This window comes from Arthrobacter sp. NPDC057388, from assembly GCF_042668165.1.
GTDB lineage: Bacteria > Actinomycetota > Actinomycetes > Actinomycetales > Micrococcaceae > Arthrobacter.
Genome location: NZ_JBHVBL010000001.1, coordinates 104,563 through 122,756 on the forward strand (window position 1 = coordinate 104,563; position 18,194 = coordinate 122,756).

Below are 18,194 nucleotides of genomic sequence, written 5' to 3' on the forward strand. Positions count from 1 at the left end.
GAAGGCGGCACCATGGATGCATCACCTTCTGGAAGGCCGTCTCCGGCCCATCAACAACGGATTGGCAGCGCATGGCAGACGACTTCACCTTCAGTATCACCACCACCCGCTTCGACGAGGACTACTGCCCGTCGGAAGGCTCCCGGATCACAACGAACTTCGCCAACCTGGCACGGGGCGAGCACCGCCAGGAGAACCTCCGCAACGCGTTGACCATGATACGGCGCCGGTTTAACGATCTCGCAGACTGGGACAACCCTGACCGGGACCGCTACACGCTCGAGCTTGAGATCGTCTCCGTGCAGATACAGCTCACCGCAGAAGGCACGGATCAGCAGTTCCCTCTGTTCGAGGTTCTCGACATCCAGATCGTCGACCTGCTGAACGGGGTCCGCCATCAGGGGATCGTGGGGAACAACTTCTCCTCCTACGTCCGTGACTTCGACTTCAGCGTTGTACTGCCGGCGGCAGCAGGGGACTCAGGCAAGCCCGCCGTTCCCGAGGACTTCGGCGATCTTCACGGCAAACTGTTCCAGCACTTCCTCGATTCCCCGGAATGCCAGGAACGCTTCCCGCAGCCCCCAGTGGTCTGCATCAGCGTCTCCACAAGCAAGACGTACCGGCGAACCGGGAACCGTCACCCGGTCCTGGGCGTCGAGTACCAGCAGGACGAGTACTCTCTGACGGACGCGTACTTCGCAAAGATGGGGCTGCAGGTCCGCTACTTCATGCCACGCGGCAGCGTTGCGCCGCTCGCCTTCTATTTCCGCGGCGACCTGCTCAACGATTACTCCAACCTGCAGCTCATCGGCACGATCAGCACCATGGAGACGTTCCAGAAGATCTACCGCCCGGAGGTCTACAACGCGAACTCCGCCGCCGCCGTCGTCTACCAGCCGAGCCTGGGAGAGCAGGATTACTCGCGGACCCAGATCGCTTACGACCGCGTCGAGCGCTCTCAGCTCGCTATCACGCAGGCGAAGTACACGGAGGAGCACTTCATCACACCCCACAAGGATCTGTTGGACCAGTGGACCGCCAACTACCCCGCTCTCGTCAACTGACCTACGGAGAATCGTCAATCATGAACACACTTTTGCCCACCACCCTTGTCGGGAGCCTGCCGAAACCATCGTGGCTCGCACAGCCGGAGACTCTTTGGTCCCCGTGGAAGCTGGAGGGAGATGCGCTGCTCGAGGGCAAGCAGGACGCCCTTCGCATCGCCATCCACGAACAGAGCCGACGCGGCATCGACATCGTCAGCGACGGCGAGCAAACCCGCCAGCACTTCGTGACGACCTTCATCGAGCATCTCAGCGGCGTCGATTTTGAACAGCGCAAGACCGTGCGCATCCGCGATCGCTACGACGCGAGCGTGCCGACCGTCGTCGGACCGGTGCGCCGCGAACGGCCGGTATTCGTCGAAGACGCGAAGTTCCTCCGCGCAGCCACCGACCGGCCGATCAAATGGACTCTTCCCGGTCCAATGACGATGGTGGACACGCTCTACGATGACCACTATAAGAGCCGCGAGAAGCTGGCCTGGGAGTTTGCCACGATCCTGAACCAGGAGGCGAAAGAACTGGAGGCGGCCGGGGTGGACATCATCCAGTTCGACGAGCCCGCGTTCAATGTCTTCCTCGATGAGGTCAAGGACTGGGGCGTGGCTGCGCTTGAGAGAGCGGCAGAAGGACTGCGTGCGGAGACCGCCGTGCATATCTGCTACGGCTACGGGATCAAGGCGAATACTGACTGGAAGGCGACGCTCGGCTCACAGTGGCGGCAGTACGAGGAATCGTTCCCGCTGCTGCAGAGCTCCAGCATCGACATCATCTCGCTGGAATGCCAGAACTCCCACGTGCCCATGGATCTCATTGAGCTCCTCCGTGGCAAGAAGGTCATGCTCGGGGCAATCGACGTCGCAAGCGAGACCATCGAGACCCCGGAGGACGTCGCCAACACCCTCCGCAAGGCCCTGCAGTTCGTTGATGCGGACAAGCTCATTCCCAGCTCCAACTGCGGAATGGCACCGTTCCCCCGGGACGTCGCACTGGCCAAGCTGAGTGCTCTCAGCGCAGGGACGAACATCATTCGCGAGGAACTCGCCCGCTCCGCCCCCAGCGTGTCATAACCATGTTTCACGCCTACCCAGCAGACACTTGGCTCGAGGCTCCGAAGCAAAGCTTCCCGTCCTCCCTCACGGCTGACGAATTCAAAGCACTGTTCCGTGGCCACCCGGGAGGTGTCGCCGTCATCACGGCGGATGCCGGCGAAGGACCGGTGGCGCTGACGGTATCGTCGGTCGTGTCAGTGAGTGCGGAACCTCCGTTGCTGATTTTCTCGGTCTCGGCACTGTCCTCTGCGTCAGAGGTGCTTTCGCGCGCCGAAACCGTCGTCGTGCACCTACTGGACGCGCACGACGTCGACCTGGCGAAGTTTGGAGCGACCCCCGGCGCTAACCGCTTTGACCAGACGCACCGCTGGTCGCCCCTTGCAACCGGCGAAGCGGTGTATGACGATGTCCGCGCCTGGGTGCGCTGCGCCGTCATCGACCGCATGGAGGTGGGGACCTCCACAATCATCGCCGTTCACGCCCTGGAGTCCCGCGTGATGCGTGACGTCCAAGCGGGCGAACCCGGCGACGCTCTGGTCTACCACAACCGTTCATGGCACCGTCTGGGCGAGCATTCCAAGCTTGAAGGCTGAGCGCCGCGCCAAAAATGCGAGGCAGCAAGCCGAACGGCTCACGACGGCGGGAGCACAACTCCCGCCGTCATCCGCGCTTCGTGGTTGGCGGCAAGGACGCACAGACGGCCAACGACCACATCCTTGCCGAGGGCCTGATTGAACATCTAAACCCACCAACAAGCATGTCCGAGGGGTGGTCACAGAGATCACCCCTCACGATGAAGGATCCCTTAAACAATGACATCAGCCGTAGCCAGCTCAGGTACTAAAACCGCCTCTACCCCGCAAGATAATGCGTCGTCTCCAGAAAAGTTCCGACTGATGCTCATGATGACCCTCACCCTCGTTACAGGCGTGGTTGACGCGGTCGGATACCTTGGACTTGATCACATCTTCACCGGAAACATGACCGGCAACGTGGTGATTCTTGCGATGGCGTTGGCCGGGGCGGCGAACCTGCCAACTTTGGGCCCACTGGTAGCACTTGGCGCCTTTCTCCTCGGCGCGGCGGTTGCCGGATTTACGCTCCAGTCAAGCCCGAAAGGCTGGAACCGCAGGGTCACGCTCCTTCTCACAGCGGGTTGTATGGCGTTGACGGGAACCGCCGCCATCTCTCTCATCGTGGAAGACGTCGGCCGGCAGTCCATTGGTGTCATTGTTGCCGCCGTTATCGCCATGCACATGGGCTCCCAGGCCCTGATTGCGCGGCATTTGAGCGTACGGGACATGACCACAGTGGTCATTACTTCCACGATGACTTCCCTCGCCGGAGAGTCACTTGTGGGCAAGCAACGGCCCCGGTTACTCAACCGACGGCTGGGCGCTGTCCTCGCTATGTTCGCAGGGGCCGCCATCGGAGTACTCCTGCTCCGGATCCATCTCAGCGTCCCGATCGGCCTCGGCATCGCCATCACCGCCGCTGTGACGGTCTTGGGGAGTCGCCGCTGGCATTGATGCGGTACATCCCACGCATAGCGCGAACACGTCAGTGTTGTCGCCACCGAACTCAACCAGCGACCACGCGAAATCCTCGGATGGCAGACCTCCATGGAGCACCTCGTTAGACGGGCCTAACCACCGACCGAACCATAAAGGTAGCCAAAGCCCACGGAGCAGCTTTACGTAATCTGCATTATCGGCGTTTTAGGCGAACGCTCGTTAAAATGCGAGAAACCGCATCTAGGGTGAAATGCGCGGCCTTGTCGGCAAATTGTCAAACGACCTGGCGAATTCTGCAGGGAGAGCGAAGAGTCCCGGCGGGTGGTCACATAGCGGGCTCTTCTCTGGTGGTTCGGCTTCTCTGCTCATGGTCGGCACAGAAGCTGAACCCAACGTATAGACAGCTATACAAGCTGCCCACGACTGCTACCGCCGCAAGATCGAGGAGCAGGAGAAGTACCTGCCTGACCTCCACGACGCGACAGCCACGCGCCCGACTGGATGACTAGCCCCGGCGGCGTCCCCTGCCGGGATGGTTCACCAGAGCGGCACTGCCCGCTTGGCTGAGGCGCCTGCCTGCCTGCCTGCCACCGGATGATCAAGGGCAGCCAAAACCTGAGGCAAAATCTCGAAGAGGCGCTGGAAGCCGGGTTTGGCGGTTCCGGTGTCATACCGAAAGCGACGTTTTTTTAGAGATTGATGCCTAGGAGATACCCAGTTTTCGGAGATACTGCAGCTGTCGGATCCACTGGTGCTCTTGACCGCCTTCGTGGTTGTTGAAGCGGTACACCTCAATGTTCTTAGTGACATCTCCCACATCGGAGCCGTAGGCGTTGTAGCTGGCGAAGACAGTGGATGGCGGGCTGATGTTGTCCATTTGGGCAACGGAGTACAGGGCGGGCGCGGAGGCCGCCCTTCCCAGATGCACGCCGTCGAAATAGTTCAGTACGGACAGCACGGTTTCGTGTTTCTCCCGGTGTCTGGCCAGGAACGTTGCCACTTCCGGGTAGGGCCCCCGGGGTGCAATGTCTACTCCGTGTGCGATGTCCTGAAGGAATGGAACGTCAGGCAGCACCGCTGCGATACCGTCCAGCCTCCCTGTGGCAAGGCCGGCGACGGCTATCGCCATTCCACCTCCTTGGCTGGAGCCTGTCAGCACGACCCTGGACGAATCCACGAAGGGATGGCTTTGCGCGGCCTCCACTGCCCGGAAAGCATCAACAAAGACGCGGCGATAATAATAGTCTTCACGGTTATCCACCCCGCGGGTCATTAATCCCGCGTAGGCCACTTGAGCGGCTGACGGGTGCGGGTCGGGGGTCTCCCCCACGACGCTTCCATAACCCTGGCCCCGGGTGTCCATGACGAAATGGGCGTAACCGGCCTGAGCCCAGCGAGTGTTCTGGTTGACCAGTCCCCTGCCGCCGGAGTATCCGATGTACTGGACCACTACGGGCAGGGGTGAATCCGTATCCCGGTGAGCCGGCAGGTGGAACCAGCCCTTGATTGGGTCTCCGCCATACCCGTTGAAGGTCACGTCAAAGGTGTCGATCAATGTCAGGTAGTTTTCGGTCGACTCGTACACGGCGGCAAGGGGAAGTTCTCTGGCCTGGGCCAGTGTGCTTTCCCAGAAACCGGTAAAGTCCGGTGGTATTTGCGCAGCCGACTGATAGTCGCGCAGCTGTGGCAGGTCGATATCGAACAGGGGCACCGTATTCCTCTTATTTCGCGGCACGTAGTTGCAGATGGAAGGAAACGTGGCTTGGGTCTGGGGCAGCACTCTGACGTTCTTGCTTGTAGCGCCGGATGTCGGGCTGGGACGTCGGGGCGAACCAGGCGGTGTCGGTGGCGTACCTGCTGACATTCTTCGCGAGCTGCCGGTAGTCCCGGCGGTAAAAGAATGCCTGATTGGACACGTTGGTGCTCGTTAGCGTCTGTGAGTGTATGCCGAAGTTTCGGTGACGCCTACTCCACCGGTGAGGCTGTTGATTGCTCCGGCTAAAACTTGCTGAAGAGGCCGGGCGATGTCAATCACCAGCCCGAGCTCGTCGGCCTCCAGTGGTTCGAGGGTTGTGAGTTGGGAGTCGAGCAGTGCAGCGGGCATGAAGTGTCCGGACCGGGCGGCTAGGCGTTGTTCGAGGACTTTTCTGCTGCCGTGCAGGTGCAGGAAGAGGGTATCCGGCGCCTGGGCCCGAATGGCATCACGGTAGCTGCGGCGCAGGGCGGAGCAGGCGAGCACCAGCCCGCCCTCACCTGCGTCTCTGAGTCGGGTGCCGGCGGTGGCTAGCCACGGCCACCGGTCCTTGTCCGTCAGCGGTGTGCCCGCTGCCATTTTGGCCACGTTCTCTGCCGGGTGGAGGGAGTCGCCGTCAAGGAACGGGACGCCCAGTTCGTGCGCCATCAACTCGCCGACCGTGCTCTTGCCGCAGCCGCATACACCCATCACCACAATCAGGGGCTTGCCCGCCACGTCACCAGTCATGGACGGTGCCGTCGACGAGGCGGTTGTAGGGCAGGTAGGCCTGCTGGTAGGGGAATGCTGCGGCGGCTTCCTCGTTGAATTCGACGCCGATGCCGGGGTTGTCGCCCGGGTGCAGGTAGCCATCCTTGAAGGTCATGGACTGGTGGAAGACCTGGTTGGTCTTGTCCGAGTGTTGCATGTATTCCTGGATGCCGTAGTTGTGGATGGCCAGGCCCACGTGCAGTTGTGCGGCGAAGCCGACCGGAGAGATGTCGGTGGGGCCGTGGAAGCCGGACTTGATCTGGTACTGCGCGGCGAAGTCCATGACCTTCTTCAGCGGGGAGATGCCGCCGAAGTGGGTGGATGCGGCCCGGACGTAGTCGATCAGCTGTTCCTTGATGATGGTCTGGTAGTCGTAGACGGTGTTGAAGATTTCCCCAATTGCCAGCGGCGTGGTGGTGTGCTGGCGGACCAGGCGCAGCGCCTCCTGGTTCTCGGCCGGGGTGCAGTCCTCCAGCCAGAACAGGTCGTAAGGTTCCAGGGCTTTGCCGAGCTTGGCTGCCTGGATGGGCGTCATGCGGTGGTGTCCGTCGTGCAGCAGCGGGATTTCGGGGCCGAACTCGTTGCGCACTGCTTCGAAGACCGTGGGCAGGTGGCGCAGGTAGGCGCGGGTGTCCCAGTCCTCTTCCTGCGGGAACGCGCCGCGGCCGGCGGGCTCGTAGTCGTAACGTTCACCCGAGGCCTGGGCCTGCGCCGCAACTCCGTACACGGCCTTGATGCCCGGAACGGCGGTCTGGATACGGATGGACTTGTACCCGAGTTCCAGGTGCTCGCGGACGGAATCAAACAGCGACGGGATGTCCGCGCCCGACGCGTGCCCGTAGGCGCGCAGCCCGTTCCGGGACGCCCCGCCCAGGAGCTGATAGACGGGCATGCCGGCGATCTTGCCCTTAATGTCCCACAGGGCCATGTCGACGGCGGCGATGGCCGCCATCGTGACGGGGCCGCGGCGCCAGTACGAGGACCGGTACAGGAACTGCCAGATGTCCTCGATCCGGTGCGGGTCCTTGCCGATCAGCAGCTGCGCCACGTGTTCCCTGAGGTACGCTGCCACCGCGAGCTCTCTCCCGTTCAAGGTGGCATCCCCGATGCCGGTCACACCGTCCTCGGTGGTGATTCTCAGCGTCACGAAGTTACGGGTGGGGCTGGTCACGAAGACGTCAGCAGCAATGATTTTCACAGAAGGTCCTTCGGAGGTGTACTAGGCGTGAGTGAGTGAGGGACGGCTCCCCGGAGCCGGTGGATCTGGGAGACGGCTGCTGGGTCGGCGGCCAGGTCAGGGCTGATCAGCCCAAGGAGGGCGGCGGTGCGCTGGTCACCCTTGAGCGTTTTGGCTTGCCGGATTTGTTCAGCGAGCGGGTCCTGACATTCCGCTGTGGAGGAGACGAAGGCTATCCACGCAGCGATCATCCTCATTGCGGCGGAACCGCTGCGCCCGGCTGCCTGCTCGGCCCGGAGCACGGGTAGGGCTCGCATGCGCAGTTTGGTGCTGCCGTCCGTGGCGATCTGGGCCAAGTGGTGGGCAATTCGGGAGTTGCCGAATCGGTTCAGAAGCGCTGACCTGTATTCGGGAATGCGCAGTTCGTGGCCGGGAAGGTGTCTGGCTGCCTCATCCCAGAATTCCTCTACAGCCTGTCGGCATGCCTTGTCGGCCAGGGCGTCCGCCACGGTGGCATGACCTCGCAGTTGCCCGGTGTAGGCCAGCAATGAATGCGCGCCGTTGAGGAGCCAGAGTTTGCGGTTTTCGTAGGGTCCGATGTCGTTGACGAATACTGCACCAGCATCTTCCCAGCGGGGACGTCCGGCGGGGAAATCGCCGCTCAAGACCCAGTTGTGGAACGGTTCGGTGACCACCGGTGCGGCGTCTTCGTAGCCGCACGCCTTGGAGACCTCAGCGAGGTCGGCTTCCGTGGTGCGTGGGGTGATGCGGTCGACCGAGGTGCTGACAAAGCTGACGTTCGCCTCAATCCAGGCGCCGAGCGCGACGTCGTATTCCCGTGCTAACGCCAGTACCTGGTTGCGGGCGACGCTGCCGTTGTCCGCGAGGTTGTCGCAACTGACCAAGGCGAGCGGCCCGGCCCCGGCGTCCTTGCGGGCAGCGAGGCCGAGAACCAAGCGACCTATGGGCGTCTTGGGTTCCTCTCCGGAGACCAGGCGGGGAAGATCCGCAGGACCGAGCGGGTAGGCTGCCTCGGTGATGGTCAGGGTGACTAGTGCGGTCTGGGGTGCGGCGAGAAGTTCGACGAGGCGGCTGAGGTTAGCGCCGTCCACTGCCTCCACGATGCTGCCGACCACCTCGAAGGTGTCGCCGGCATCCGAGCGTTCCACCACGGTGTACAGCCCGTCCTGCGCGGCGAGGATCTGGGCGGCGTCGGGACGCCGACCGGTGAACGACGCGATGCCCCACTCCCCTGCGTCACCGGCGCGTTGTGTATACCAAGCCTGGTGGGATCGGTGGAATGCGCCCAGGCCCAGATGCACGATCCGGACGGGTGCTTTTGGGGCAGACCTCACCTGACGGGTGAGGCGCGGAGCGGTGGCGCTCATAGCTTGAACACCCGACGTGGCGATGAGTCGACGACGTCGACAATGAGTTCATGTGCGCGTTCTTCGGTGACACGGTGTTCCGCGACGAGACGCGCGAGGAAGGAGGCTTCGATTCTGCGTGAGGCATCATGCCGTGCAGGGATGGAACAGAAGGCGCGGGTGTCGTCGATGAAACCCGAGGAGCGGGAGAAACCGGCTGTTTCGGTCACAGCGGAACGGAAGCGCAGCATGGCATCGGGAGCGTCCAGGAACCACCAGGGCGCGCCAAGGTACACCGACGGGTAAAACCCGGCCAGAGGGGCAAGTTCACGCGAGAAGACCGTCTCGTCAAGGGTGAAGAGGACCAGATGGAAATCCTCGGCGGTGCCGAAATCCTGCAGCACGGGGCGGATGGCCTCTGTGTAGTTGATGGCGAAAGGGATGTCGTGCCCAGTGTCAGCCCCGAACGTTTCGAATGTGGGGTGATGGTGGTTTCGGAACGAACCGGGGTGCACGGTCATCACCAGGCCGTCTTCCATGGACATGCGGGCCATTTGATACATCATGTGGGCTTCGAACGCGTCCCGGTCCCGGTCATCTGCTTTGCCGGCCCGCGCCCGGTCAAACAGGGCCTCCGCGTCGGACTGTTCGAGCTTGAGTGTGGCAGGTGTCCGTACGCCGTGGTCCGCGGACACGGCACCGTGATCGATAAAGTAGCGTCGCCGGTTCTCCAGAGCAGTGATGTACCCGCGGTACCCCGTTTCGCCGTCGGCCGCCTGTGCAATCAGCCGCTCCACACTGGTGTTCCACGCTGGGTGGGCGATATTGATGTAGGCATCCGGGCGGAACGTTGGCAGCACGCGGCCGTGGAAGGACGGGTCGGCTGCCAGTCGTGCATGGGCCTCCAGTCCATCCAGGGGGTCGTCCGTGGTGGCAAGCACTTCGATGTTGAAGTCTTTGAACAGCTCGCGGGGACGGAAGCCGGGCTCGGCCAGCTTGGCCGAGATGGCATCAAAACTGGCATCTGCGGTTTCGGGGTCCAGCTCTTTCCGAAGCCCAAAAACTGAATCAAATTGGGTTCGCAGCCAGTAACCGGAGGCCGTGCCTTCGAACAGGGGCCACGCGGCGCAAAAGAGGCGCCAGATTTCCCGTGGCGAGGCCGTGGGCGGCTGGAGGTATTCCAGCCCGATGCCCGAGGCATGAATGAGCCGTGTGACGTAGTGGTCAGGGGAAACCAGTAAGGTCGCGGGATCGGGAAATGGCGTGTTCTGCTCGATGATGGCGGCATCGACATGGCCGTGTGGCGAGATGATGGGCAGGTCCTGGACCCTTTCCAACAAGCTTCGGGCTATGCTGCGTGTACCTGGATCGGCAGGCAGGAGCCGGTCAGGATGAGCGGCTATAGAGACGTTCATTGTCTTCCATTCTCCAAGTAGGCGGCTGGCCCCGCCGAGCCGTCTGAGGGCCGTATATACATGCCCTGACAGTTTCAGCGGCGAGGTCAGCGCCGGACGTACTTTGAATTCTAGGCAGAAGATACGCGTTTGGCAATCGATTGCCAAAAGTTGGCCCCCGGCTTCGCTTGGAACTGTTGCTGCGTCTTATCGAAGCGCTTCACGCCAAGGGTGACCAGGTGTTCCATTGGTTATGTGCTGAGGTTGCGATTGGCCCAATCCACCACGCGATGCACGGTTCGGGCGGCTGCGTCTTCATGGGGACGGTTCAGGTGCCCGTGCGCGGTCCCTGGCTCCGTCACTGTTTCAACGGAAGTTCCTGCCTGCTGTAGTGAGGCAGCGAAGGCTTCACCGGAGACCCGTAGTTCATCTGCTTCACCGTTGATCATGATTGTTGGTGGAAAACCGCCTAGCTGGCCCAGATCGGCTGTGCCAGGAATTGCCGCGGCGGGTGCTCCCGCGACTGGCCCACCCAGATAGTTTTCATACATGGTCAGTAAATTCGGCGCTGAGAACCTTGTCGGATCGGGGAGGCGGGCAACGAGGCGCTGCAGGCTCTCGGGTGTTGGAGCCTGGACGGCGTGAAGTGTGGGGTATGCAAGGAAAACGCCGCTGGGAAGTTTATTGCTTGATGCTGCAAGGAGCCGCAGCACCGCCCCTGACACCAGGTTTCCGCCAGCGCTTGCGCCGCCGAGGATTAGCTTGCGCGGGTCGATTCCGAGTTCTGCTGCATGGTCCAGGGACCACTGCCAAGCTGTGAGGACATCATCCGAGGGTGCCGGCCAGGTGGTCCCGCCCTGGCATAACCGGTAATCCACGCTGACCACTGTCGCGTTGCAAGCGGCAAAGGATTCTGCCGTTTTATGTGCCTCCGGCATGTCCAGATCGCCCTTGACAAAGCCACCGCCATGAACCCATACAAGCCCCATGCCAGGCGGCACCTGTGGGTACTGTCTGCCATCTCCCGCACCTGGTTCGTAAACGCGGACAGGGACCTGGGCGCCTGTGCCGTCCGATATCGCTTTCGTCGCTGGGGCCAGCACCCGTGCGGTGTAACGTGCATCAGTGGCGGACATAGGGCTCCTTTTGTGAACGGTGAATAGGCTGCGCCGCAATCAGGTGCGCAGTGACGTGGCGCTACCCCGGTGATGCCGTTGCCATCGACGGACGCCCGCTGGACCCGCGCACTATCAGTTCGGTGTGCAGCGGCAGAGTTCTGGAGGCACTCGATGCCCGTTCGTTCTGTAGCGCTTCCAGCAGGCGGCCGGTAGCTCTGGCACCACATTCCCGAAGGGGTGAACAGATCGTAGTTAGCGGAGGCGAGGTGAAGTCCGCACCGAATATATCGTCAAATCCCACAAATGCTGATCATGTCCGGGACGGGAACATTCGCGGCTTGAAGCTCCTGCATTAGTCCTATGGCGAGTAGGTCGTTGTATGTCAGGACTGCCGTCACTCCACTTGCCAGCACTTCCTGGGCGGCCTTGCGGCCACCCTCTACGGTGGGATTCGCCGATCTCAGCAGGGTCGCCTGCAAGCGGCACCAGTCAGATGCGGACTTTATGCCGTCCCATCGCCAGCCCGACATCCAGGACTCAACTGGGCCGGCCACGTACAAGATGCGGCTGTGCCCGTTGGCGGCAAGACTTTGGATTGCCTGGCTGATTCCGCGGTCGACGTCGGGCACTACGCCTGGGATTCCCTTGACGTCCCGGTTGATGACCACGACCGGCTTGTCGCTGGGTAATTCCCTGATGTTTTCGTCATTCATTCGCGGGCTGGCAAGGATGAGGCCATCAACTGTGCCGAGCATCCCGGGCTACGACCAGCTCTTTGGCCGGTGACTCGGAGGACTCGGCGAGGACAAGGGTGTAGTCGGCTTCCGCGGCGGCCGTTTCAGCGACGCGGATGACATCGAAAAATATTGGATTGGTAATGTCCGAAACGATCAGGCCGATGGTGTTCGTCCTGCCGGTGGGAAGGGCACGAGCGAACACATTGGCTCTGTAGTTCAGCTTGGTGGCGGCCTGCTCCACAATTTCACGCGGCTTGGCAGTCACCCTGCCCGGGTTGTTCAACGCACGGGACACGGTAGACGGGTTGACCCCCGCCAGTTTGGCGATGTCGTAGATCGTTGCCGCGGCCCGTGGCCGTCCATCATCGGCGGTCAGGTCGTACACGCTGTGCCTCTCAACACTTCAGGTTCTTAGGCCCGGACAGGGAACAGGTTCTCGCTGCGGATCCGTTCGTTCAGCTCGGCCAGGTACTCTTCTTCGTCAAAGTCCAAGGGCACCTCGCGGCCTGTCCAGCTTGACAGGTGGATGGCGTTGGCGAGCCGTACACCGTTGATGCCATCCGACCCCGGGGCCAGGAGTGGGGTTCCATCGATGACGTTGGCTGCGAAGTTTTCCAGGACGCCGGCGTGCTGGCTCCCCCAGGCTGAGTCGAAGGTGATGGTTTCCTGGGTGTACATGGCTGCGGCGTCAAAGCCGCCGCTGAAGAGGCCGCTGACCTCTTCAGGGCTCAGGCCCTCGCTAATTTCCCGTTCTGGTTTGATGAGCCGCGTTACCGTGGCGGTGAGGCTGTTTTCGACGACGATCTTGCCTTGGTCGCCGAGGATTTCGAAGCGGTCGGTGCCGGTGAGATCATGCGTTGCGGTAACGAATACGCCGGTGGCGCCGTTTCCGTAGTCGACCAGTGCTGTTACTTCATCCTCGACGGCGATGTCCCGGCGGAAGCCATAGGCTACCTTCGCGTAAACGGATTTGGGCGCACCGCAGATCCATTGCCACAGGTCGAGCTGATGGGGAGCCTGGTTCACCAGAACGCCGCCACCTTCGCCGCCCCAGGTGGCCCTCCAGGCGCTGGAGTTGTAGTAGCCCTGGGGACGCCACCATTTGGTGATGATCCAGTTGGTCCGGCGGATAGCGCCGATCTCGCCAGAGTGGACGATCTCCTTGAGTCGCTTGTAAAGCGGGTTGTTCCGCTGGTTGAAAATGATGCCGAAGGACAGATGTGGTTTGGCCGCTGCCACTTCGTTGAGTTCCCTGACCTGTTTGGTGTAGACGCCCGCCGGTTTCTCTACAAGGGCGTGGATGTCACGGTTGAGGGCATGGATGGCCATTTCGGGGTGAAGGTAGTGGGGGACGCATGTCACCACGGCGTCCACATCGCCGCTTTCGAGCATCTCGACGTAGTCGGCGAAGAATGGCACATCGGAGTAGTTCGCTGACGCCTTGTCCTTTTTGGCCGGGTCCACATCACAGATCGCCCCGATGGTCATGTTCGGAACCATGCCGTTGGTGATGAACTCGGCGTAGGCGCTGCCTTGCTGGCCGAGGCCAATGATTCCGAGTCGCAGTTTCTTGCTCATGTTTGGTCCTCTGTTGTCTTAGAAAAGGTTGCCGACGCCAAGGCCGACCAGGTTGTCGTGGGATATCTGCAGGGCTTCCCACACCGTTCGGCCGTAGAGTTCGTCCTGTTCGACGAGGAGATACCTGGCACCGCCGTCGAGGGATTCGCTGACGATGGCGCCGAAATCGAGGTTCCCCTCGCCCACCTCGGCGAACTGGACTGTATTTCGGAAGTGTTCGAAGTAGCCGAGGATATCGCCCTGATCCAGCAGGTCGAATGCTTCCTCCGGCAGATTCCCAATTCGGTAGTCCTTCAGATGCACCATGGCGGTGCGGCCGGCATACTTGCGGAGTGTCTGCACAGGATCGAGCCCGCCTCGCTGCACCCAGTGGACATCGAGTTCTATGCCCATGGCCGGGGAGTTTTCCAGGATGATGTCCAGCAGGTACTGTCCGTCGTGTTTGGCGAATTCGACGTGGTGGTTGTGATAGTAGAGTTCGATCCCATGGTCTTTCAGCCGTTCGGCGTATCGATTAGCCTCTTGGGCGAAGGCAACCACATGATCTATCGACCTAAGCGCGGAGTAGGTCAGCATCCCGATACGCAGCATCCGGCTTTCCAGCCGTTCTGCTTGCTGCACGATTTTGTCAAAATCATCCCGCAGGGTGGCGCCGGCGCGTCCTTTGGGCAGTTCGATGGGCGCAGACAAGGCAGCGATGTCCATCCCGAGCTCCTGCCGTGCGCGGTCGAGTTCGTCGACATTGGCCGCGGTCATGGGGATCTGTGCGATCTCCACTGCGTTGTAGCCGATGGCTGATACTTTCCGGAGCGTCTCGAAGACTCCGATTTCTTCTACGCTGCCCTTGAGCATCATCGCCTGCACGCCGATTGTGGCCATGCTGTCCTCCAAAAGTGTGTGTGTCGGTCTCAGGCCAGGGCCCCGGCTTGTTCGTCTTGAGATTTTTGAATGGCCAGCAGTCTGTGCCGGTCGGCCCGTCTCTGTTCCTGCCGGTCGGGATCGGGCACCGGTGAGGCAAAAAGCAGCCGCTGGGTATAGGGATGTTCGGGGTCGCGTGTGACGATTCCGGCCGGACCTTGTTCCACGATTTCGCCCCGGTACATGACGGCGACACGGTGGCTGATGTGGCGGACGACGTCGAGGTCGTGCGAGACGAAGAGATAGGACACTCCGGTGTCCCGCTGGATCTGAAGGAACAGGTCCAGGACTTTGGCCTGAGTGGACAGGTCAAGAGCGCTGACGGGTTCATCGCACACGATCAGTTTCGGTGAAAGTGCCAGCGCCCGGGCGATGGCGACCCGCTGGCGCTGTCCGCCGCTGAACTCGCGTGGCAGGCGGCGCATTGCGTCGGCGGGCAAACCCACCTGGTCGAGCAGTTCCTGCACCCGGCGTTTGGCTTCCAGAGGCGGTACTCCCTGAACGGCGAGAGGCTCGGCCAGGATGTCGCCCACTTCCATGGCGGGGTTGAGGGATGTGTAGGGGTCCTGGAAAACCACTTGGAGGTCGCGGCTGAGGACGCGGCGTTCCCTTCGGGATGCGTTGCCAATGTCCTGGCCGTTGAAAACGATTCTTCCGGCCGTTACGGGTGCAAGTCCCAGCACGGCCCGGCCCAAAGTCGTCTTGCCCGAGCCGGATTCCCCCACCAAGCCCAGCGTCTCTCCTTGGCCGATGCTGATGTTGATGCCTGTCAGCGCCCGGAAAGCCTTGGGGCGAAAGCCTTTACCGCGGTATTCCACGGTCAGGTCCTGAACCTGCAGCAGATCCCCGCTGGTGTCGGGCCGGAGGGTGCTGCGTGGTGCTGTGCTCATCGAACGGCCTCCCTTTGAGCCTCGTTGGTGGATGCCTCGGGTGATTCCGGTGCGGGCTGCACAAGCATCGTCAGGGGCTCCTTGCCTTCCAACATTGAGGCAAGGAGCGTTCGTGTGTAAGGGTCCTGTGGTGAGCGAAGGATGTCACGGACGGGGGCTTCTTCCACGAGCCTGCCGTTCTGCATGACCACTACACGGTCGCAAAGGTCGGCGACAACCCCGAAGTTGTGAGTCACCAGGATCACGCCAACGCCGAGCCGGTTCTGCAGGTCCCGGATAAGATCCAGGACGTCAGCTTGCACTGTGACGTCCAAGGCCGTGGTGGGTTCGTCGGCGATGATCAGGTCCGGTTCGCAACTGATCGCACCTGCAATGAGGACTCGCTGGGCCATTCCGCCTGATACTTCGTGGGGGTATGCCGTGAACGTGCGCTCGGGGTTGACGATTCCGACGTCGGACAGCAGCTGGAGTGCGCGTTGGCGGGCTTCGGCTTTCGAAATGCCCAATACCTTGACCATCGGCCGCACGAGCTGGTGACCGATCGTGAACGCGGGGTCCAAATTGCTCATGGGTTCCTGGGGAATGTAGGAGATGCGTTTTCCCCTGAGTGGTTCGACCGTTTCCTGGTCTACCTTGTCATCGCCGGGTGCCACAGTGTACTTGCCATCGAACTGGACGGAACCGGCGACGATCCGGGCTGAGCCCGGCATCAGGCCCAGGATCGAGAAGGCGGTTTGTGACTTTCCGGATCCCGATTCCCCGACGATTCCAAGTACCTCGCCCCGATCGACGTGGAACGAGACATCATCAACTACCTTTTTGATGCTGCCGTCGGCCTGCGGGTAACCGATGCCCAGATGGGAGACCTTCAGGAGGTGGTGTTCGGTCCCGGGTTCGACATCAGCCAGGGGCCGGCGGGTACCGCGTGACTCCTTGCCCGCAGGAACAGCCTGCCCTCGCGTGACGTTCCTTTTGCTGCCTCTGCGCTGGCGAATCTTTGCAGCATCCTCCAACGCATCACGGATGGCGTTACCCAAGAGTGCCAAGGAGGCGCTACCCAAACCGATGGCCAGTGCGGGCCAAAGCAGGATGGTGGGGTTGAGGTAAACGTTTTTGAAGCCTTCATTGAGCATGACACCCCAGGTGGGAACCGTAGGGTCGCCCAAGCCCAGGAACTCGAGGCCGGACTGGATGGAAATAGCAAGGCCGCATACCGAGGCCGTCTGAATGATGATGGGCGCACGGACCACAGAGAAGATGTGCCTGCTGATGATGCTGGCGTCGCTGAGCCCGGACACCCTTGCGGCGTCAACGTAAAGTTCGTTCCGGACGGACTGCACGGCCGTTCTTGTCAGCCGGAAGTAACCGGGGCTGATGAGGATGCCGAAAGCAATCATGGATATCCAGACGGATGGGCCGAACGCCGCCCGGACGGCCAGCAGGACGATGATTCCCGGAAGACTCATGGTGACGTTCACGAACCAACTGGCCACCGCGTCGAATTTTCCGTTGTAGTAGCCGGCGATGAGGCCGCTGGGGAGTCCAATGCCGATTGCCACGGCCGCGCAAAGGACCGCTGAAAGCAACGTGGTCCGGGCGCCAAAGACCAGACGGCTCCAGATGTCCCGGCCAATGCCGTCCGTGCCCAGAATGTTGACGCTGTCGGGCACGGCCAAAGTTTTGCCGATGTTGGCATAGTTGGGATCGATCGGGGCGAGGATGCTGGCGAACACCGCCATTCCTGCCAGCGTTGCGAGGACCAGGATGGAGAGCAGTCCCATGGGGTTGCTCAGTACTTTTCGGACTATATGTGCCCGGACAACGACGCCGGTTTGACCGCTGAGCTGAACAGGTTCAGTCATGAGACTCGCACTTTCGGGTTGAGCCAACCGTTGATGAGGTCTACAAGCAGGTTGACGATGATGACGATGATGACCGTGTATACGACCACTCCCATGACCTGCGGAATGTCAGCCATGGTGGTGGACTGAACGGCGAGGCTCCCCATGCCGGGTAGCGCGAAAATCTGCTCAACTATCACGACCCCCCCGAGCATCCCGATGAATTGGAGGCTGAGGACTGTCAGCCCTGCGGGGGCCGCGCTGCGCAGGACGTGCTTGAAGAGGATCTCCGTCTCGGATATGCCGCGGCTGCGCAGTGTCCGTACGTAGTCTTTTTCCAGTTGTTTGATTACTGCGCTGCGGATTTGCTGAGCGCCTCCTGCAACGCCATTGATCACGATGGCGATCACGGGAAGGCTCAGGGACGCAACCCAGGCCCCGCTTCCGGCGTCCGGGGCAATGCTGGACGTTGCGGGAAAGATCTTGAGCTGGATAGCGAAAACCGTGACGAGGACGATCGCCATGACGAACCCCGGAATGGCGTCTCCGATAACCGCGGCAGACTGAACCACGCGATCGATCCAGCCGCGTTTGACCGCTGCGGCCATGCCCAGAGCCGTGGCAACGGCTCCAACTATGAGAATGGAAACCACGACGAGTGTCAGCGTTATGGGAAGCCGGCTGGTGATGGCCTGAACCACCGGTTCGGACGTGAACCAGGAGCTGCCGAAGTCTCCAGTGAGTGCATGCCCTGCCCAGCCAAAGAAGCGGGTCAAGAGTGGCTGGTTCAGGCCGAGCTCGGCTTCTTTCTGGGCCACCTGTTCCTGGCTTGCAAGCTCGCCCAGGATGTTCCGTGCGATACTCCCGCTGGAAAAATACAGCAGGAAGTATGTAATGAAGGAGATTGCGCACAGCACGACGAGTCCGGCCGCGAGTCTCCTGGCAATGAAAGTAAGCATTCTGTGCTCCGTTGCGCAGTCCGGTACGAACTGCTGGGGGGATACCGCTTAGTGCCGGGAACTGCTGCTCCCGGCACTAAGCATT

19 protein-coding genes are annotated in these 18,194 nt (G+C 61.6%); 4 read left to right on the forward strand and 15 right to left on the reverse strand.

Going from position 1 to position 18,194, the window contains the following annotated elements:
* The first annotated feature begins 71 nt into the window (after positions 1-71).
* The 4 genes from ACFUTU_RS00430 to ACFUTU_RS00445 all read left to right on the forward strand — a co-directional run bounded on the left by ACFUTU_RS00430 (position 72) and on the right by ACFUTU_RS00445 (position 3,642).
* Positions 72-1,064 (forward strand): DUF1852 domain-containing protein, encoded by a 993-nt coding sequence (locus ACFUTU_RS00430; RefSeq protein WP_377959795.1) that lies wholly within the window; start codon positions 72-74, stop codon positions 1,062-1,064.
* Between the two features lie 20 nt (positions 1,065-1,084).
* A complete protein-coding gene (locus ACFUTU_RS00435; protein WP_377959796.1) occupies positions 1,085-2,131 on the forward strand; it encodes a methionine synthase in 1,047 nt (348 codons plus the stop codon).
* A 2-nt stretch (positions 2,132-2,133) separates the two neighbouring features.
* Positions 2,134-2,706, forward strand: coding sequence for a flavin reductase family protein (locus tag ACFUTU_RS00440; protein WP_377959797.1), 573 nt, complete (start codon positions 2,134-2,136; stop codon positions 2,704-2,706).
* 219 nt (positions 2,707-2,925) lie between these two features.
* Complete coding sequence (locus ACFUTU_RS00445) at positions 2,926-3,642, forward strand: YoaK family protein (protein ID WP_377959798.1); 717 nt, start codon at positions 2,926-2,928, stop codon at positions 3,640-3,642.
* Between the two features lie 688 nt (positions 3,643-4,330).
* Here ACFUTU_RS00445 and ACFUTU_RS00450 read toward each other — a convergent pair.
* From ACFUTU_RS00450 to ACFUTU_RS00520, 15 genes are all read right to left on the reverse strand, one after another.
* Complete coding sequence (locus ACFUTU_RS00450) at positions 4,331-5,338, reverse strand: acetylxylan esterase (RefSeq protein WP_377959799.1); 1,008 nt, start codon at positions 5,336-5,338, stop codon at positions 4,331-4,333.
* 10 nt (positions 5,339-5,348) lie between these two features.
* The gene (locus ACFUTU_RS00455; protein WP_377959800.1) at positions 5,349-5,543 is read right to left on the reverse strand and encodes a hypothetical protein; all 195 of its coding nucleotides are present in this window, start codon (positions 5,541-5,543) and stop codon (positions 5,349-5,351) included.
* Positions 5,544-5,554: 11 nt separating this feature from the next.
* On the reverse strand, positions 5,555-6,109 hold the full coding sequence (locus tag ACFUTU_RS00460) for a gluconokinase (protein WP_377959801.1): 555 nt from the start codon (positions 6,107-6,109) through the stop codon (positions 5,555-5,557).
* Positions 6,099-7,328: a D-mannonate dehydratase ManD gene (gene manD, locus ACFUTU_RS00465; RefSeq protein WP_377959802.1), complete on the reverse strand. Its 1,230-nt coding sequence runs from the start codon at positions 7,326-7,328 to the stop codon at positions 6,099-6,101. Before manD ends, ACFUTU_RS00460 begins: the two co-directional genes overlap by 11 nt.
* Entirely contained in the window at positions 7,325-8,695 is a 1,371-nt protein-coding gene (locus tag ACFUTU_RS00470) for a mannitol dehydrogenase family protein (protein WP_377959803.1), read from the reverse strand. Before ACFUTU_RS00470 ends, manD begins: the two co-directional genes overlap by 4 nt.
* Positions 8,692-10,089 (reverse strand): glucuronate isomerase, encoded by a 1,398-nt coding sequence (gene uxaC / locus ACFUTU_RS00475; protein ID WP_377959923.1) that lies wholly within the window; start codon positions 10,087-10,089, stop codon positions 8,692-8,694. The genes ACFUTU_RS00470 and uxaC overlap by 4 nt, the downstream gene beginning before the upstream one ends.
* A 230-nt stretch (positions 10,090-10,319) precedes the next feature.
* Positions 10,320-11,204, reverse strand: coding sequence for an alpha/beta hydrolase (locus ACFUTU_RS00480; protein WP_377959804.1), 885 nt, complete (start codon positions 11,202-11,204; stop codon positions 10,320-10,322).
* Positions 11,205-11,265: 61 nt separating this feature from the next.
* Entirely contained in the window at positions 11,266-11,487 is a 222-nt protein-coding gene (locus tag ACFUTU_RS00485; protein WP_377959805.1) for a substrate-binding domain-containing protein, read from the reverse strand.
* Complete coding sequence (locus tag ACFUTU_RS00490; protein WP_377959806.1) at positions 11,477-11,941, reverse strand: substrate-binding domain-containing protein; 465 nt, start codon at positions 11,939-11,941, stop codon at positions 11,477-11,479. Before ACFUTU_RS00490 ends, ACFUTU_RS00485 begins: the two co-directional genes overlap by 11 nt.
* A complete protein-coding gene (locus tag ACFUTU_RS00495) occupies positions 11,925-12,308 on the reverse strand; it encodes a LacI family DNA-binding transcriptional regulator (protein WP_377959807.1) in 384 nt (127 codons plus the stop codon). Before ACFUTU_RS00495 ends, ACFUTU_RS00490 begins: the two co-directional genes overlap by 17 nt.
* A gap of 26 nt (positions 12,309-12,334) precedes the next feature.
* Positions 12,335-13,501: a Gfo/Idh/MocA family protein gene (locus ACFUTU_RS00500; protein ID WP_377959808.1), complete on the reverse strand. Its 1,167-nt coding sequence runs from the start codon at positions 13,499-13,501 to the stop codon at positions 12,335-12,337.
* An 18-nt stretch (positions 13,502-13,519) separates the two neighbouring features.
* On the reverse strand, positions 13,520-14,380 hold the full coding sequence (locus ACFUTU_RS00505; protein ID WP_377959809.1) for a sugar phosphate isomerase/epimerase family protein: 861 nt from the start codon (positions 14,378-14,380) through the stop codon (positions 13,520-13,522).
* 29 nt (positions 14,381-14,409) lie between these two features.
* Entirely contained in the window at positions 14,410-15,309 is a 900-nt protein-coding gene (locus tag ACFUTU_RS00510) for an ATP-binding cassette domain-containing protein (RefSeq protein ID WP_377959810.1), read from the reverse strand.
* Positions 15,306-17,171 carry a dipeptide/oligopeptide/nickel ABC transporter permease/ATP-binding protein gene (locus tag ACFUTU_RS00515; protein ID WP_377959811.1) on the reverse strand — a complete coding sequence of 622 codons (1,866 nt, stop codon included), beginning with the start codon at positions 17,169-17,171 and terminating at the stop codon, positions 15,306-15,308. Before ACFUTU_RS00515 ends, ACFUTU_RS00510 begins: the two co-directional genes overlap by 4 nt.
* The gene (locus tag ACFUTU_RS00520) at positions 17,168-18,109 is read right to left on the reverse strand and encodes an ABC transporter permease (protein WP_377959812.1); all 942 of its coding nucleotides are present in this window, start codon (positions 18,107-18,109) and stop codon (positions 17,168-17,170) included. The genes ACFUTU_RS00515 and ACFUTU_RS00520 overlap by 4 nt, the downstream gene beginning before the upstream one ends.
* Between the last annotated feature and the right edge of the window lie 85 nt (positions 18,110-18,194).

Bases quoted from the DNA above. Each gene is read 5' to 3' on its own strand.
- ACFUTU_RS00430 (WP_377959795.1), top strand. From the start codon at position 72: ATGGCAGACGACTTCACCTTCAGTATCACCACCACCCGCTTCGACGAG.
- ACFUTU_RS00435 (WP_377959796.1), top strand. From the start codon at position 1,085: ATGAACACACTTTTGCCCACCACCCTTGTCGGGAGCCTGCCGAAACCA.
- ACFUTU_RS00440 (WP_377959797.1), top strand. From the start codon at position 2,134: ATGTTTCACGCCTACCCAGCAGACACTTGGCTCGAGGCTCCGAAGCAA.
- ACFUTU_RS00445 (WP_377959798.1), top strand. From the start codon at position 2,926: ATGACATCAGCCGTAGCCAGCTCAGGTACTAAAACCGCCTCTACCCCG.
- ACFUTU_RS00460 (WP_377959801.1), bottom strand. From the start codon at position 6,109: ATGACTGGTGACGTGGCGGGCAAGCCCCTGATTGTGGTGATGGGTGTA.
- ACFUTU_RS00470 (WP_377959803.1), bottom strand. From the start codon at position 8,695: ATGAGCGCCACCGCTCCGCGCCTCACCCGTCAGGTGAGGTCTGCCCCA.
- uxaC (WP_377959923.1), bottom strand. From the start codon at position 10,089: ATGAACGTCTCTATAGCCGCTCATCCTGACCGGCTCCTGCCTGCCGAT.
- ACFUTU_RS00480 (WP_377959804.1), bottom strand. From the start codon at position 11,204: ATGTCCGCCACTGATGCACGTTACACCGCACGGGTGCTGGCCCCAGCG.
- ACFUTU_RS00490 (WP_377959806.1), bottom strand. From the start codon at position 11,941: ATGCTCGGCACAGTTGATGGCCTCATCCTTGCCAGCCCGCGAATGAAT.
- ACFUTU_RS00500 (WP_377959808.1), bottom strand. From the start codon at position 13,501: ATGAGCAAGAAACTGCGACTCGGAATCATTGGCCTCGGCCAGCAAGGC.
- ACFUTU_RS00505 (WP_377959809.1), bottom strand. From the start codon at position 14,380: ATGGCCACAATCGGCGTGCAGGCGATGATGCTCAAGGGCAGCGTAGAA.
- ACFUTU_RS00510 (WP_377959810.1), bottom strand. From the start codon at position 15,309: ATGAGCACAGCACCACGCAGCACCCTCCGGCCCGACACCAGCGGGGAT.
- ACFUTU_RS00515 (WP_377959811.1), bottom strand. From the start codon at position 17,171: ATGACTGAACCTGTTCAGCTCAGCGGTCAAACCGGCGTCGTTGTCCGG.
- ACFUTU_RS00520 (WP_377959812.1), bottom strand. From the start codon at position 18,109: ATGCTTACTTTCATTGCCAGGAGACTCGCGGCCGGACTCGTCGTGCTG.